Source organism: Clavibacter quasicaliforniensis (assembly GCF_051201715.1).
Classification (GTDB): Bacteria; Actinomycetota; Actinomycetes; order Actinomycetales; family Microbacteriaceae; genus Clavibacter; species Clavibacter seminis.
In genome coordinates, this window is record NZ_CP139624.1 from 1,879,230 (window position 1) to 1,893,006 (window position 13,777).

Consider the following 13,777-nt stretch of genomic DNA (forward strand, 5'->3'; position numbering starts at 1 on the left):
GGGGCCTCAGCCGAGCAGCTCGCCCGGGTTGCCGAGGCGCCACCAGCCGTCGGGACCCGGGATCGCGCGGTCGAGCGCCAGCGGCACCCGCACGGCCTGCTGCCCGGCCGTGACGGTCGCCGCGCCGACCTGGGTGCCGGCGGCGGCCTCCCCGGATCCGGACGCCTCGACGGTCGTCGTCACCGGCGTGTCGCCCCACACCAGGAGCGACTCGTCCTCGGTGGCGACCGCCTGCGCGGTCGCACCCCACGCCGTCGTGTAGTCGGCGAAGGGCTCCCCCGCGGAGGCCACCTGCACCACGTGCAGGTTCGCCGTGACCGTCGGCAGCAGCGCGGTCACCTGCCGGGCGAGCTCGGCGTGGTCCTTCGCGCCGAGCGTCACGCCGACCAGGGTCACGTCGCGGTCGCCCACCTTCGTGTCCACCGCCCAGAGCAGGCACTTGCCCGCCTGCTCGAGCGTGCCGGTCTTGATCCCGCGGAATCCGGGGACGCCCGCCAGCAGGTTGCGGTTCTCCACGGTCCCCACCCCCGCCACGTCGGCGCTGCGCTGGTCGACGATGCCCGAGAGCACCGGATCGGCCAGCACCATCTCGCCGATGCGGACGAGGTCGGCCGTCGTGCTCACGGTCTCCGGCGAGAGCCCCATCGCGTCGGCGACGTGCGTGCCCGTGAGCCCCTGCTCGGCGAGCCAGGCGTTCGCGGCCGCGACGAAGGCGTCGTTCGACCCGTACGCCCAGACCCCGAGCGCCGCCGCGTAGTTGTTGGCGCTCGCGAGCAGCGCGCCCTCGAGCAGGTCCCGCTGCGACAGGCTCGTGCCCGGCACCGCGGGCTCGACGATCCCGTCCTGCTTGAGGATCTCCCCGCGGAGCGCCTCGTCCTCGGCCGTGAACGTGACCTGCGGCCCGTCCTCCCCGGGCGCGAGCGGCTTCGCCTCCAGCACGACGAGGGCCGTCACGGTCTTGGTGATGCTCGCCATCGGCCGGGACACGGGCGTGGCCTCGTTCGTCGCGAGGACGCCGTCGAAGCCGATGGCGCCGACGGCCGAGACGCCCTCGGCCGGCCAGCTCTCGGGCGTGGGGACGTTGACCACGGGCGACGGCGCGTCGACCTGCGCGACCGCGGCGGGCGGATCCGCCGTGAGCGTGACGGGCACGTACACGCTCGCCGAGACCACGAGCGCCGCGGCGACGCCGGCCAGCGTGAGGCGGCGGGCGCGGCTCACGCGGGGACCCGCAGGGCGTACAGGGCGACGGCGCTCGCCGCGGCCACGTTCAGCGAGTCCACGCCGTGCAGCATCGGGATCACGACCGTCGAGTCCGCGTGGCGGAGCGCGTGGCGGCTGAGGCCGTCGCCCTCGGTGCCGAGCACGAGCGCGATCCGCTCGGGCGGATCCGCCGCGAAGGCGTCGAGGGTGACGGCGTCGTCCTCCAGGGCGAGCGCCGCGAGGTGGAAGCCGGCCTCGTGCAGCAGCGGCGCGGCCTCCGACCACTCGGGCAGCCGGGTCCACGGCACCTGCAGCACGGTGCCCATGCTGACGCGAACGCTCCGCCGGTAGAGCGGATCCGCGCAGCGCGGGGTGATGAGCACGGCGTCGGCGCCGATGCCGGCCACCGCGCGGAAGATCGCCCCGACGTTCGTGTGGTCGACGATGTCCTCCAGCACGACGACCCGGCGCGCGTCGCGCAGCACGTCGGCGACCGCGGGCAGCGGCGGACGGTGCATCGCGGCGAGCGCCCCGCGGTGCAGGTTGTACCCGGTGAGCCGCTCGAGCACGGCGGCCGCGCCCACGAACACGGGGACGTCCGGGAAGCCCTCGAGGAGCGGGGCGACGTCGTCGAGCCACTGCTCCTGCACGAGGACCGACCGCGGCACGTGCCCCGCGGCGAGCGCGCGGCCCATGACCTTGGTGGACTCGGCGATGTAGAGGCCGCCCGCGGGCTCGCTCACCCGGCGGAGGGCCACGTCGGTGAGGCGCGAGTAGTCCTCGAGGCCCGGGGAGGAGAGGTCCTCGATGCGGTGGATGTGCACGCCGGTCCTTCCTCCGTCCGCCCCGTCGCGGGTGCGGAGCCTCATCACGCGGAGCCGTCGCGGGGATGCGCTGTCTAGACTCGACAGGACAATGATGCCCTGCCCCGTCGCCGCCCGCCGACACGGCGGGGCGCCAGCTCGGCACCGGGAGGCCCCATGAGCACCGCTCTCCGTGACGATCCCCGACCCCCGGCGGGGTCCACGATCGCCGAGGCGGTCGAGCTGATGCGCGGCCGCCGCACCGCCGTCCTCACGGGCGCCGGCCTCAGCACCGACTCGGGCATCCCCGACTACCGCGGCGAGGGCGCCCCGAAGCGCAACCCCATGACGTTCCAGCAGTTCCGCAGCGAGGGCGACGACTTCCGTCGCCGCTACTGGGCGGGCGGGCACCTCGGCTGGAAGGCCTTCAGCTCCGCGCGTCCGAACGACGGGCACGCGGCGCTCGCCGACCTCGAGGCGGCCGGCGTGGTGGGCGGTCTCGTCACCCAGAACGTCGACGGCCTGCACGAGCGCGCGGGATCCCGCCGCGTCGTGGACCTGCACGGCTCGCTCGACCGCGTCCTCTGCCTCGACTGCGGGCAGGCGTACGCGCGCTCCGCGATCGCCGACCGCATCAGCGCCGAGAACCCCTGGCTCGACCTGCCCGACGCGGTGGAGCTGAACCCCGACGGCGACGCCCAGGTGCACGACGTCGACCGGTTCCGGATCCCCGTGTGCAGCGTCTGCGGCGGCATGCTCAAGCCCGACGTGGTCTTCTTCGGGGAGCTCGTGCCCACCGAGCGCTTCCGCGAGGCCGGCGCCATCGTGTCCGACGCGGACGTGCTCCTCATCGCCGGGTCGTCCCTCGCGGTCAACTCCGGGATCCGCCTGCTCGAGATCGCCCGGAGGAGCCGCATGCCGATCGTGATCCTCAACCGCGGCACCACGAAGGGCGACACCCGCGCCACGGTGCGCCTCGAGGGCGGCACCAGCGAGATCCTCCGCGCCATCGCGACGGAGCTCGCGTCGTGACGCGGATCGTGCTCGTGCGCCACGGTCGCACCGCGTGGAACGTGGAGCGGCGCGTGCAGGGATCCAGCGACATCCCGCTCGACGACACCGGCCGCGCGCAGGCGGCCACCGCGGGTGCGCTGCTCGCCGCGGCCGTCGCGGGCGGCGCGGGCGGCGCGGGCTGGGACGCGGTGCACGCGAGCCCGCTCAGCCGCGCGTTCGAGACGGCGTCGATCATCGCGGAGCACCTCGCGCTCGGCGGCGCGCCCGCGACGGGCCCGCTGCCGGAGCCGGCGCTGGCCGAACGCCGCTACGGCCTCGCCGAGGGGCTCACGCACGCGGAGATCGAGGCGCGCTTCCCGGACGGCGACGTGCCCGGCCGCGAGACCGTGGAGTCCGTGACCGAGCGGGCGGGAGCGGCGCTCCTCCGGCTCGCGGAGCGGCACCCCGGCGGGTCGATCATCGCGGTCTCGCACGGCGGCGTCATCGCGGCGCTGGCGCGGAGCCTCGACGCGTCGCTCGGCAGGCGCCCGGGGCCCATGATCGAGAACGGCTCGGCGCACACGTTCGGCGTGGTCGACGGCGAGCTGTCGCTGCTCCGCTTCGGCGGGGTGGCCGACCTCGGAGCGATCGCGGACCTCGATCCGGCGCGCCGGGCCTGATCCGGGTCCGCCGCACCCGAGCGGACGACGACCGGTCGGCGACCGCCTCGGCCTCAGGCCCCGCGACGCCCCGTCCGCGCGACCTGCTCGAGGAGGTCGCCGAGCGCCTCCGCCGACCGGTCCCAGTCGTACTCGGTGGCCCGCGCGATGCACGCGGCGGAGCGTCGCCGCCACTCGTCCGGGTCCTCCAGCGCGCGCACGGCCGCCGCGAACCCCTCGGCGTCGTCCGGATCCACGTACACGGCCGCGTCGCCGCCGATCTCGCGGAAGATCGGGATGTCGCTGACCACCACGGGCAGGCCGACGCTCATCGCCTCGATGACGGGGATGCCGAAGCCCTCGTCCCGCGACGCGGTGAGGAGGGCCGTCGCCCGCCGGAGCGTCGACGCGTACTCGTCGTCGCTCGCGGCGTCGCGGAAGACGAGCCGCGCGCCGTCCGCGATCGCCTCGAGCCGCTCCCGCTCCGCCTGGCCGACGCGGCTCATGAGGTGCAGCTCGTGGTCGGGCAGGTCGTCGGCCGCGCGCACGAGCGTCTCGACGTTCTTGTAGGGCATGTGCGAGCCCATGTAGACGAGCGTGCGCTCGGCGGGGGCGTCGCGCGGCCCGTCCGGGCGGCCGTCGGGCGCGGGCGCGAGCTCTGCCGCGTTCGGCACGACGACCACGGGCCGCGTGGTGAGCCGGTGCGCGCGGATGAGGCCGCGCGTCGTCTCGCTCACGGTCACGATCGCGTCGGCCCGGTCGAGCAGCAGCCGCTGCGGCCACCACGCGAGGTGGAAGGCCCGCCAGAGCGCGCGCACGGGCGCGGGCAGGTCGCGCGGCGGACGCCGGTGGCGGTAGTAGATGAGGTCGTGCAGCGTGAGCACGAGCGGGTACGTGCGGCCGCGGGAACCCATCGTCTGCATGGGGCTGTAGACCACGTCGGGCCGCATGCGCGACACGCGTCGGGCGACCCACGGCTCGCGCGGCCCGGTCGGCGAGCTGACCAGCTGCCACGGCAGGTCGGGCAGGAGCGCGAGCTGGCGGTGGTCGCTGATGAGCATGGTCACGTCGAAGCGCGCGCCCAGCCGCGCGACGAGCTCGGCGCCGTAGCGGCTGATCCCGTCATGCCGGCCGATGCGCGTGTACCTGCAGTCGAACACGAGCCTCATGACGCGCTCCCCTCGTCCAGGAACGCGCGGATGGAGCCGGCCGCCTCCCGGGGCGTCTCGTAGTGGATGAGGTGCCCGACCCGCGGGATCACCTCGAGCCGGGCGTCGGCGAAGAGGCGCTGCAGCCGGTGCTGCGCGGCCACGGGCGTGATGTCGTCGCGCTCGGCGGCTACCAGCAGCACGGGGACTGCGACGCGGGGCGCGTAGGTGCTCGCGTCCGACGACACCGACGCGCGGAACGCCTCGAGCACGACGCGGCGGTCGCTGAACGCGCTGAAGAAGCGGTCGTGCTGGTCGTTGATCCACCGGCGGAGCGAGCGGTCGCGCGTCTTCGCCATGGCCTCGCTCATCACCCGCACGATGGCCCGGTTGCGCAGCAGGCCGAAGCCCGCGCGCTCGGGCAGCACTGCGGCGGCGCGGTAGTAGAGCACGGCGAGCCGGGTGAGGATCCCGCGCGGCCCCTCGAGCGCGGGCGCGGCGATGGGGTTGACCAGGACCGCGCGCGGGCTCGGCAGGCCGTCGGCCAGCGCGGCCGAGACGACGATGGACCCGAACGAGTGCCCGAGCACGGTGGCGTCGCGCGTGCCGGTGGCGTCGACGAACGCGCGCAGCCATGCGGCGTAGCCGGGGATGTCGTGCCGCGCGTCGACGAGCGGCGCCGAGTCGCCGAACCCCGGCAGGTCGGGCGAGAGGATCCGCACGCCCGGCAGCTGCGCGACGACCGGCTCCAGCCCGTGGTGGTCCCCGCGGAACCCGTGCACGACGACGAGCGTCTGCGGGGCGTCGGCGGGCCCGTACTCCCACCAGGCGGTGCGGCTCCCGAGGAGGTCGACGGTGCGGCGGACCACGGGGATGCGGTCGAGCTGGGCTGCGTAGGGCGAGTGGACGGTCATCGGGGACGAGTCTACGAGCGGGCGCCGCCCCGGCCCCCGGGCGCGCCGGGCTCCGTCCGCCCGGCCTTCCGCGCCTAGAGTTGCGGACGAGCATTCCCGCCCCGAGTCGACGCCCCCGTCGCGCCCATGAGGAGAACCGTGAGCTTCACCGCCCCCATCACCCTGCCCGGACTCACCCTCGACAAGCAGTGGTACAAGCGCTCGGTCTTCTACGAGGTGATGATCCGCTCGTTCGTCGACTCGAACGGCGACGGCACCGGCGACATCCAGGGCCTCATCTCCAAGCTCGACTACCTGCAGTGGCTCGGCATCGACGGCCTGTGGATCCCCCCGTTCTTCCAGTCCCCGCTCCGCGACGGCGGCTACGACATCAGCGACTACATGTCGGTGCTCCCCGAGTTCGGCACGCTCGACGACTTCAAGGAGCTCGTCACCAAGTCGCACGAGCGCAACATGCGCATCGTCATCGACCTCGTGATGAACCACACGTCCGACCAGCACGAGTGGTTCCAGCAGTCCCGGTCCGACCCCGACGGCCCGTACGGCGACTTCTACGTCTGGAGCGACACGGACGAGAAGTACGAGGACATCCGCGTGATCTTCGTCGACACCGAGGAGTCCAACTGGACCTTCGACCCGGTGCGCCGCCAGTTCTTCTTCCACCGCTTCTTCTCGCACCAGCCCGACCTCAACTTCGACAACCCGAAGGTGCACGAGGCCATCTACGGCGTCATCCGCCACTGGCTCGACATGGGCGTCGACGGCCTCCGCCTCGACGCGATCCCCTACCTCTACGAGACCGAGGAGGGCAACGGCGAGGGCGAGCCCGCCACGCACGAGTTCCTCAAGCGCCTCCGCGCCATGGTCGACGAGGAGTACCCGGGCCGGATCCTCATCGCCGAGGCGAACCAGTGGCCCCGCGAGGTCTCCGCGTTCCTCGGCACCGAGGAGGAGCCGGAGTGCCACATGGCGTTCGACTTCCCGATCATGCCGCGCATCTTCTACTCCCTCCGCTCGCAGACCGCGGACGAGCTGAAGCGGATCATGAGCGAGACGTTCGAGATCCCCGAGGCGGCCGCATGGGGCGTCTTCCTCCGCAACCACGACGAGCTCACGCTCGAGATGGTGAGCGAGGAATACCGCCAGGCGATGTACGGCTGGTACGCGTACGACCCGCGCATGCGCGTCAACATCGGCATCCGCCGCCGCCTGGCGCCGCTGCTGGACAACTCCCGCGCCGAGCTCGAGCTCGTGCACGCGCTCCTGTTCTCGCTCCCCGGCAGCCCGTTCCTCTACTACGGCGACGAGATCGGCATGGGCGACAACATCTGGCTGCCCGACCGCGACGCGTCCCGCACGCCCATGCAGTGGACCCCTGACCGCAACGCGGGCTTCTCCACCGCCGACCCGGGCAAGCTCTACCTGCCCGTCGTGCAGTCGCTCGTCTACAACTACGCGCAGATCAACGTCGAGTCGCAGCTGGCGCAGTCGCGCTCCCTGCTGCACTGGGTGCGGAACGTGATCCACGTCCGCAAGGCCCACCCGGTCTTCGGCCAGGGCACCATCCGCGTGCTCCCGACCGACCACGAGAGCGTCCTCGCCTTCGTCCGCTCCTACGAGGGCAGCGGCACGCACTTCGGCGACCGCGCGGAGGACGTGCTCTGCGTCTTCTCGTTCGCGCACAACCCCGTCTCGGTCACGATCGACGCGTCCGACTTCGCGGGATCCCAGCTCTACGACCTCTTCGGCGGCGGCGTCTTCCCGACGGTCGGCGACGACGGCCGGCTCACGCTGACGCTCGCGACGCAGAGCTTCTACTGGCTGCACATGGGTGCGCCCGCCATCGGCGGTCGCCCGTAGCATCTACAGGATGACCTCCCGCTGGCACGACACCCTGGCCTCGTTCGACCTGGAGACGACGGGGGTGGACGTCGAGACCGCCCGCATCGTCACGGCGTGCATCGTCGTCCTCGACGCGGACGGGCAGGTCACCGAACGGCACGACTGGCTCGCGGATCCCGGAGTCGAGATCCCCGCGGGCGCGGCCGCCATCCACGGCGTCACCACGGAGCGGGCCCGCGCCGAGGGGCGCGACGCCGCGGTGGTCGTCCTCGAGATCGTCACCACCATCCGCGAGATGTTCGCCCGCGGCCTCGCGCTCGTGGTCTACAACGCGCCCTACGACCTCACGCTCCTCAACCGGGAGGCCGTGCGTCACGGCGTGGAGCCACTGCGCGACACCGGCCCCGTCATCGACCCGCTCGTCATAGACAAGGCCGTGGACACCTACCGCCGCGGCAAGCGCACCCTGTCCGTCGCCGCCGAGCACTACGGCGTCCGGCTCGACGACGCGCACGACGCGGGAGCCGATGCCATCGCCGCCGGTCGGGTCGCCCAGGCCATCGCCGGCCGCTACGCCGACCAGCTCGACATCCCCGTCCTCGACCTGCACGACCGCCAGGTCGACTGGTCGCGCGTCCAGGCGGAGAGCTTCCAGGACTACATGCGGCGCACGCGCGATCCGGCGTTCACGACGTCCGGCGCGTGGCCCGAGCGGCACGCCGGAGCCTGACCCCGCTCCCCCGCCCGGACGACGAAGGGCGCCCGGCCGGCGCCGGGCGCCCTTCGTGCTGCAGCGGGAGGCTGCTACTTCTTCGTGCCGAAGCCCGCGTAGCGCGAGTTGAACTTCTCGACGCGGCCGGCGGAGTCCATGATGCGCTGCTTGCCCGTGTAGAACGGGTGCGAGGCGCTCGAGATCTCGACGTCGATGACGGGGTACGTGTTGCCGTCCTCCCACTCGATGGTCTTCGAGCTGCCCACGGTGGAGCGCGTGAGGAACGTCTCGCCCGAGGCGAGGTCGCGGAAGACGACGGGGGCGTACTGGGGGTGGATGTCGGTCTTCATCGGGGGTGTCCTTCGTCGGTTCGAGTTTCTGCGTGGGAAGCGTGGGTGCCCGGGATGATCACCGGACCAGTGGACGAGCCTACCAGACGGGTGCCGCGAACGGGCAGGCGCGCCGGGGGTCGACCGATGGGGTCAGGAGCGGACGGCGCGCGCCGTGAAGCGGCCGTCGTCGTGCGTGACCTCGAGCGCGAGGCCGAAGGCCCGGCCGAGGTTGTCGGCGGTGATGACGTCCGCGAGCGGGCCCGAGGCGACGACCGCGCCCTCGCGCAGCAGCAGGCCGTGCGTGAAGCCGCGCGGGATCTCCTCGACGTGGTGCGTGACCATCACGATGCCCGGGGCCTCGGGCGCCGACGCGTAGCCGCCGAGGAGCTGCAGCAGCTCCTCGCGCGCGCCGAGGTCGAGGCTCGCGGCCGGCTCGTCGAGGAGCAGCAGTTCGGGGTCGGTCATGATCGAGCGCGCGATCTGCACGCGCTTCTGCTCGCCGTCGCTCAGCGTGCCGAACCTGCGCTGCTCCAGGTGGCCGAGTCGCCACTCCGCGAGCACGCGCTGGGCGCGGCGCACGTCGATGTCCTCGTAGTCCTCGTTCCAGCGGCCCGTGACCGAGTAGGCGGCGGTGAGCACGACGTCGAGCACGGTCTCGTCCGCGGGGATGCGGCGGGCCATCGCGGTGGACGCGAAGCCGATGCGCGAGCGCAGCTCGAACACGTCGACCCGGCCGAGCTCGTGGTCGAGGACCGTCGCGGTGCCGGAGGACGGGTGGGCCATGGCGGAGGCGATCTGCAGGAGGCTCGTCTTCCCGGCGCCGTTCGGGCCGAGGACGACCCAGCGCTCGTCGCCGTCCACCGTCCACTCCACCTGGTCGAGGATGGTCGTCCCGTTCCGGACGAAGGACACTCCGGACAGGGAGAGGACGTGGCTCATGCGCACGAGTCTACCGGCCCGGGCCCCGCGCGCCGCCCGGCGGTGGGATGCGCAGGGCGGACCGGACGGCGGCTCACGGCCCCGCGATCAGCGCAGGATCGACGCGTAGATGGCCTCGGTCTGGCGGGCGATGCGGTCCCAGCCGAACTCGCGCTCGGCGCGGACGCGGCCGGCCTCCCCCATGCGCCGCGCGGCGTCGGGATCCGCGACGACCTCCGTCAGCGCGGCCGCCAGGTCCCGCACGAAGCGCTCGGGATCGGTGGGCGTGCCCGTGCCGTCCGTGGCCTGGTCGATGGGGACGAGGCGGCCGGTGACGCCGTCGTCGACGACCTCGGGGATCCCGCCCGTGGCCGTGCCGACGACGGGAGCGCCGCACGCCATGGCCTCGAGGTTCACGATGCCGAGCGGCTCGTACACCGACGGGCAGACGAAGACGGTGCCGGCGGTGAGCACGGCGGAGAGCTCGCGGCGCGGCAGCAGGCGGTCGATCCAGACGACGCCGGAGCGCTCCTCCTGCAGGCCGCGGACGAGGGCCGTGACCTCCTCCATGATCTGCGGGGTGTCGGGCGCGCCCGCGCACAGCACCATCTGCACGTCGGCGGGCAGCAGCGCGGCCGCGCGGAGGAGGTAGGGCAGGCCCTTCTGGCGCGTGATCCGCCCGACGAACACGACCGAGGGCCGTGACGGGTCGATGCCGAGCGAGCGCACGAGCTCGTCGTCGTGCACGGGCGACCACGCCTCGAGGTCGATGCCGTTGTAGACCGTGTGCACCCGGGCCTCGTCGAGCGCGGGGTACGAGCGCAGGATGTCGCGCTTCATGCCGTCGCTGACCGCGATGACGGCGTCGGCCGCCTCGTACGCCGTGCGCTCGATCCAGCTGGAGACGCGGTAGCCGCCGCCCAGCTGCTCGGCCTTCCACGGCCGCAGCGGCTCGAGGCTGTGCGCGGTGACGACGTGCGGGATGCCGTGCAGCATCGACGCGACGTGACCCGCGTGGTTCGCGTACCAGGTGTGCGAGTGGACGACGTCGGCACCGGCCACGTCGCTCGCGATCGCGAGGTCGACGGCCATCGTCTGCAGCGTCGCGTTGGCGCCCGCGAGCTCCGACGGGACGGGATAGGAGAACACGCCAGGCTCGTCACGGGGCGCACCGAAGGCCCGGACGACGACCTCCGTCTGCTGCCGCATCGCCTTGACGAGCTCCGTGACATGGACCCCGGCACCCCCGTAGACCTCGGGCGGATACTCCTTGGTGATCACGTCTGCTCGCATTGGTCGAACGCTAGTACATGCCCCGACGTGCATCTACGCTGGGGCAATGGCATCGAAGAAGATCTTTGGAATCGTGCTCGCCGGCGGCGAGGGCAAGCGCCTCATGCCGCTCACCGCGGACCGGGCGAAGCCCGCCGTCCCGTTCGGCGGGCAGTACCGGCTCATCGACTTCGCGCTCTCCAACCTCATCAACTCGGGGCTCACGCAGATCGTGGTGCTGACGCAGTACAAGTCGCACTCGCTCGACCGGCACGTGTCGCAGACGTGGCGCCTCAACCAGATGCTCAACTCCTACATCGCGTCGGTGCCCGCGCAGCAGCGCCTCGGCAAGCGCTGGTTCAGCGGATCGGCGGACGCGATCCTGCAGAGCCTCAACCTCATCAACGACGAGAAGCCCGACATCGTCGTCGTGGTCGGCGCGGACCACGTCTACCGCATGGACTTCAGCCAGATGATCGAGGCGCACATCGCGTCCGGCCACGGAGCCACGGTCGCGGCGATCCGCCAGCCCATCGAGCTCGCCGACCAGTTCGGCGTCATCGACGTGGACCCCGCGAACCCTTACCAGATCCGGGCGTTCCTCGAGAAGCCGAAGGACCCCCAGGGCCTCGACGACTCCCCCGGCGAGGTGCTCGCGTCCATGGGCAACTACGTCTTCGACACCGACCAGCTCATCGACGCGGTGCGCCGCGACGGCGAGAACGCGGAGTCGGCGCACGACATGGGCGGCGACATCGTGCCGTGGTTCGTCGAGCAGGGGAACGCGGGCGTCTACGACCTCAACCGCAACGAGGTGCCCGGCGCCAACGACCGTGATCGCTACTACTGGCGCGACGTCGGCACGATCGAGTCGTTCTTCGACGCGCACCAGGACCTCATCTCGGCCCTGCCGGTGTTCAACCTCTACAACAAGGACTGGCCGATCTTCAGCCAGCAGCTCAACAGCCCGCCGGCCAAGTTCGTCCGCGACGCGCAGGGCAACACGGGCACCATGATCGACTCGATCACCTCGCTCGGCGGCGTCATCAGCGGCGCCCACGTCGAGCGCAGCGTGCTCGGCCCGTGGGTCATCGCGGAGTCGGGCGCGCGGATCGTCGACAGCATCGTGTTCGACAAGGTGCACATCGGGGCGGGCGCCGTGGTCACGCGCGCCATCCTCGACAAGGACGTGGAGGTCGAGCCCGGCGCCACGGTCGGCGTCGACCACGATCGTGACCGCGAACGCGGCTTCACGGTCACCGACGGCGGCATCACCGTCGTGGGCAAGGGCGTGCGCGTCACCCCGTGAGCATCGCCAGCCCGCTGACGCCGCCCGCCCCGTCGGAGTCGCCCGTCACCCCTGCCCTGCCGCGCATGCTCGTGGTGCTCGACGTCGACTCGACCCTCATCGAGGACGAGGCCATCGAGCTGCTCGCCGCCGAGGCGGGCTCCCTCGACGAGGTCGCCGCCGTCACCGACCGGGCGATGCGCGGCGAGCTCGACTTCGCGGAGAGCCTGCGCTCGCGGGTCGCGACGCTGGCCGGGCTGCCGTCCTCCGTGCACGCGACGGTCGGCGCGCGGATCCGGGTCACGCCGGGTGCCGAGCGCATGATCCAGGGGCTGCACGACGCCGGCCACGTCGTCGCCGTCGTGTCGGGCGGGTTCCACGAGCTCCTGGATCCGCTCGCCGAGCGCATGGGGCTCGACCTGTGGCGCGCCAACCGGTTGGAAGCCCTCGAGGGCTGCCTCACGGGACGCGTCACGGGACCGGTCATCGACGCCGCCGCGAAGCGCGCCGCCGTCGAGGAATGGAGCCGCGAGCTCGGGATCCCGCTCGCCCGCGTCGTCGCGGTCGGCGACGGCGCCAACGACCTGGAGATGATGGCCGTGGCCGGGCTCTCGGTGGCCTTCGACGCGAAGCCCGCCGTCCGCCGTCGCGCCGACGTGTGCGTCGACCGCCGGGACCTCGCGCAGGTGCTCGCGCTCCTCGGCCTCCCGCGCTGACGCGTCGCCGCGTCCGCGCCTCAGCCCGTGACGACCGCCCGGGCGATCGCGGCGAGCTGGGCGATGTTCGCGGGCATCCGCTCACGCTCCGACGGCAGGCTCGCCAGGTGCGTGACGTTGTCGAGGTACGCCAGGAAGATGAACGCGCCGAAGCGCTCGTCCGGGACGCCCGTGCTGCCGCCCGCCGCCGTGTAGGCGCGGTGGAACTGGGCGCGCTGGCGGGGCGCGAGGTACATGATCGCGGCGGCCACGTCGAGGCCGGCTGGCCCCAGGCCGCACCGGTCGAAGTCGATGACGGAGACGCCGGTCGGCCCCTGGATCAGGTTGCCCGGGTGGTAGTCGCCGTGCACCATGATCGGCGGCCCGGCCTCCGCGAGGGTGGCGCGGAGCTCCTCGATCGCGCCGGCCAGCGCGTCGGCGGTGGAGCCGTCGGACATGATTCCGGGGTAGCCCTCGACCAGGCGCTCCAGGCGGATGGTCGCGTAGTCCGCGTCGTATCGGCGACGCTGGCCCGCCAGCCCGACGGCGATGGGATCCGCGCCGGCCGCGTGCAGGGCGGCCAGCGTCTCGGCGAACGGGCCCGCATCGGCCGACGCGGGGAGGCTGCTCAGCATCTCGCCGTCGTGCCAGGTAAGCAGGCTCGCGAGACGCCGCTCCACTCGTCCGCCCGACGCACCGACCACCGCACGGCGGAGGCCGATCTCGTCGTCGTCCGGCACGGCGACCTCGACGGTCGCCGTCCAGGAGCCGTCGCGCGTGCGCTGCGGCACCGGCACGGAGGGCCCGCCGCGCGCGGCCAGCACATCGAGCCAGTCGAGCTCCAGGTCGATCTCGCGCTGCTTCCGCCGCGCGACGTGCAGTCGCAGCAGGTAGAGGGATCCGCTGTCGACGTCGACCCGGTATGCGTGGTTGTGGGTGGCCCCCAGCTCGGTGAGCGCGGCGGGACCCGTGTCCCAGGCCGCCAGGAGGTCGGACAC

14 protein-coding genes are annotated in these 13,777 nt (G+C 72.9%); 6 read left to right on the forward strand and 8 right to left on the reverse strand.

Going from position 1 to position 13,777, the window contains the following annotated elements; genetic code table 11:
* Positions 1–6 precede the first annotated feature (6 nt).
* Both NL142_RS08995 and NL142_RS09000 read right to left on the reverse strand, forming a co-directional pair.
* Entirely contained in the window at positions 7–1,221 is a 1,215-nt protein-coding gene (locus NL142_RS08995; protein WP_435078929.1) for a D-alanyl-D-alanine carboxypeptidase family protein, read from the reverse strand.
* Entirely contained in the window at positions 1,218–2,027 is an 810-nt protein-coding gene (locus tag NL142_RS09000; protein ID WP_043586732.1) for a TrmH family RNA methyltransferase, read from the reverse strand. The genes NL142_RS08995 and NL142_RS09000 overlap by 4 nt, the downstream gene beginning before the upstream one ends.
* Positions 2,028–2,183: 156 nt before the next feature.
* On the opposite strand from NL142_RS09000, the gene NL142_RS09005 reads away from it, so the two are divergent.
* Complete coding sequence (locus tag NL142_RS09005) at positions 2,184–3,038, forward strand: Sir2 family NAD-dependent protein deacetylase (RefSeq protein WP_012038398.1); 855 nt, start codon at positions 2,184–2,186, stop codon at positions 3,036–3,038.
* The gene (locus NL142_RS09010; RefSeq protein ID WP_435078932.1) at positions 3,035–3,679 is read left to right on the forward strand and encodes a histidine phosphatase family protein; all 645 of its coding nucleotides are present in this window, start codon (positions 3,035–3,037) and stop codon (positions 3,677–3,679) included. The genes NL142_RS09005 and NL142_RS09010 overlap by 4 nt, the downstream gene beginning before the upstream one ends.
* 53 nt (positions 3,680–3,732) lie before the next feature.
* Here NL142_RS09010 and NL142_RS09015 read toward each other — a convergent pair whose 3' ends face one another.
* Positions 3,733–4,827 carry a glycosyltransferase family 4 protein gene (locus NL142_RS09015; RefSeq protein WP_435078934.1) on the reverse strand — a complete coding sequence of 365 codons (1,095 nt, stop codon included), beginning with the start codon at positions 4,825–4,827 and terminating at the stop codon, positions 3,733–3,735.
* Entirely contained in the window at positions 4,824–5,720 is an 897-nt protein-coding gene (locus NL142_RS09020) for an alpha/beta fold hydrolase (RefSeq protein ID WP_435078936.1), read from the reverse strand. Before NL142_RS09020 ends, NL142_RS09015 begins: the two co-directional genes overlap by 4 nt.
* Before the next feature lie 126 nt (positions 5,721–5,846).
* Here NL142_RS09020 and treS point away from each other — a divergent pair, with 126 nt between their 5' ends.
* Together treS and NL142_RS09030 are read left to right on the forward strand one after the other, a co-directional pair.
* Positions 5,847–7,580: a maltose alpha-D-glucosyltransferase gene (gene treS, locus NL142_RS09025; protein ID WP_174239530.1), complete on the forward strand. Its 1,734-nt coding sequence runs from the start codon at positions 5,847–5,849 to the stop codon at positions 7,578–7,580.
* A gap of 10 nt (positions 7,581–7,590) precedes the next feature.
* Complete coding sequence (locus NL142_RS09030; protein WP_435078939.1) at positions 7,591–8,292, forward strand: 3'-5' exonuclease; 702 nt, start codon at positions 7,591–7,593, stop codon at positions 8,290–8,292.
* 74 nt (positions 8,293–8,366) lie between these two features.
* Here the strand turns inward: NL142_RS09030 and NL142_RS09035 are convergent, their stop codons facing one another.
* From NL142_RS09035 to glgA, 3 genes are all read right to left on the reverse strand, one after another.
* The gene (locus tag NL142_RS09035; RefSeq protein WP_086513528.1) at positions 8,367–8,624 is read right to left on the reverse strand and encodes a type B 50S ribosomal protein L31; all 258 of its coding nucleotides are present in this window, start codon (positions 8,622–8,624) and stop codon (positions 8,367–8,369) included.
* A 132-nt stretch (positions 8,625–8,756) separates the two neighbouring features.
* Positions 8,757–9,545, reverse strand: coding sequence for an ABC transporter ATP-binding protein (locus NL142_RS09040; protein WP_435078942.1), 789 nt, complete (start codon positions 9,543–9,545; stop codon positions 8,757–8,759).
* An 87-nt stretch (positions 9,546–9,632) separates the two neighbouring features.
* Positions 9,633–10,817 (reverse strand): glycogen synthase, encoded by a 1,185-nt coding sequence (gene glgA, locus NL142_RS09045; protein WP_435078944.1) that lies wholly within the window; start codon positions 10,815–10,817, stop codon positions 9,633–9,635.
* Between the two features lie 46 nt (positions 10,818–10,863).
* Between glgA and NL142_RS09050 the strand changes: the two genes are divergently transcribed.
* Both NL142_RS09050 and serB read left to right on the forward strand, forming a co-directional pair.
* Entirely contained in the window at positions 10,864–12,105 is a 1,242-nt protein-coding gene (locus tag NL142_RS09050; protein WP_435078946.1) for a glucose-1-phosphate adenylyltransferase, read from the forward strand.
* Positions 12,102–12,800: a phosphoserine phosphatase SerB gene (gene serB / locus NL142_RS09055; RefSeq protein ID WP_435078948.1), complete on the forward strand. Its 699-nt coding sequence runs from the start codon at positions 12,102–12,104 to the stop codon at positions 12,798–12,800. The genes NL142_RS09050 and serB overlap by 4 nt, the downstream gene beginning before the upstream one ends.
* Positions 12,801–12,820: 20 nt before the next feature.
* On the opposite strand, the gene NL142_RS09060 is transcribed toward serB, so the two are convergent.
* Positions 12,821–13,777: a phosphotransferase enzyme family protein gene (locus NL142_RS09060; protein WP_435078950.1), complete on the reverse strand. Its 957-nt coding sequence runs from the start codon at positions 13,775–13,777 to the stop codon at positions 12,821–12,823.

Excerpts from the sequence above, each read along its gene's own strand:
- NL142_RS09005 (WP_012038398.1), top strand. The coding sequence starts at position 2,184 with ATGAGCACCGCTCTCCGTGACGATCCCCGACCCCCGGCGGGGTCCACG.
- NL142_RS09050 (WP_435078946.1), top strand. The coding sequence starts at position 10,864 with ATGGCATCGAAGAAGATCTTTGGAATCGTGCTCGCCGGCGGCGAGGGC.
- NL142_RS09040 (WP_435078942.1), bottom strand. The coding sequence starts at position 9,545 with ATGAGCCACGTCCTCTCCCTGTCCGGAGTGTCCTTCGTCCGGAACGGG.
- NL142_RS09015 (WP_435078934.1), bottom strand. The coding sequence starts at position 4,827 with ATGAGGCTCGTGTTCGACTGCAGGTACACGCGCATCGGCCGGCATGAC.
- NL142_RS09035 (WP_086513528.1), bottom strand. The coding sequence starts at position 8,624 with ATGAAGACCGACATCCACCCCCAGTACGCCCCCGTCGTCTTCCGCGAC.
- NL142_RS09030 (WP_435078939.1), top strand. The coding sequence starts at position 7,591 with ATGACCTCCCGCTGGCACGACACCCTGGCCTCGTTCGACCTGGAGACG.
- treS (WP_174239530.1), top strand. The coding sequence starts at position 5,847 with ATGAGGAGAACCGTGAGCTTCACCGCCCCCATCACCCTGCCCGGACTC.
- NL142_RS09020 (WP_435078936.1), bottom strand. The coding sequence starts at position 5,720 with ATGACCGTCCACTCGCCCTACGCAGCCCAGCTCGACCGCATCCCCGTG.
- glgA (WP_435078944.1), bottom strand. The coding sequence starts at position 10,817 with ATGCGAGCAGACGTGATCACCAAGGAGTATCCGCCCGAGGTCTACGGG.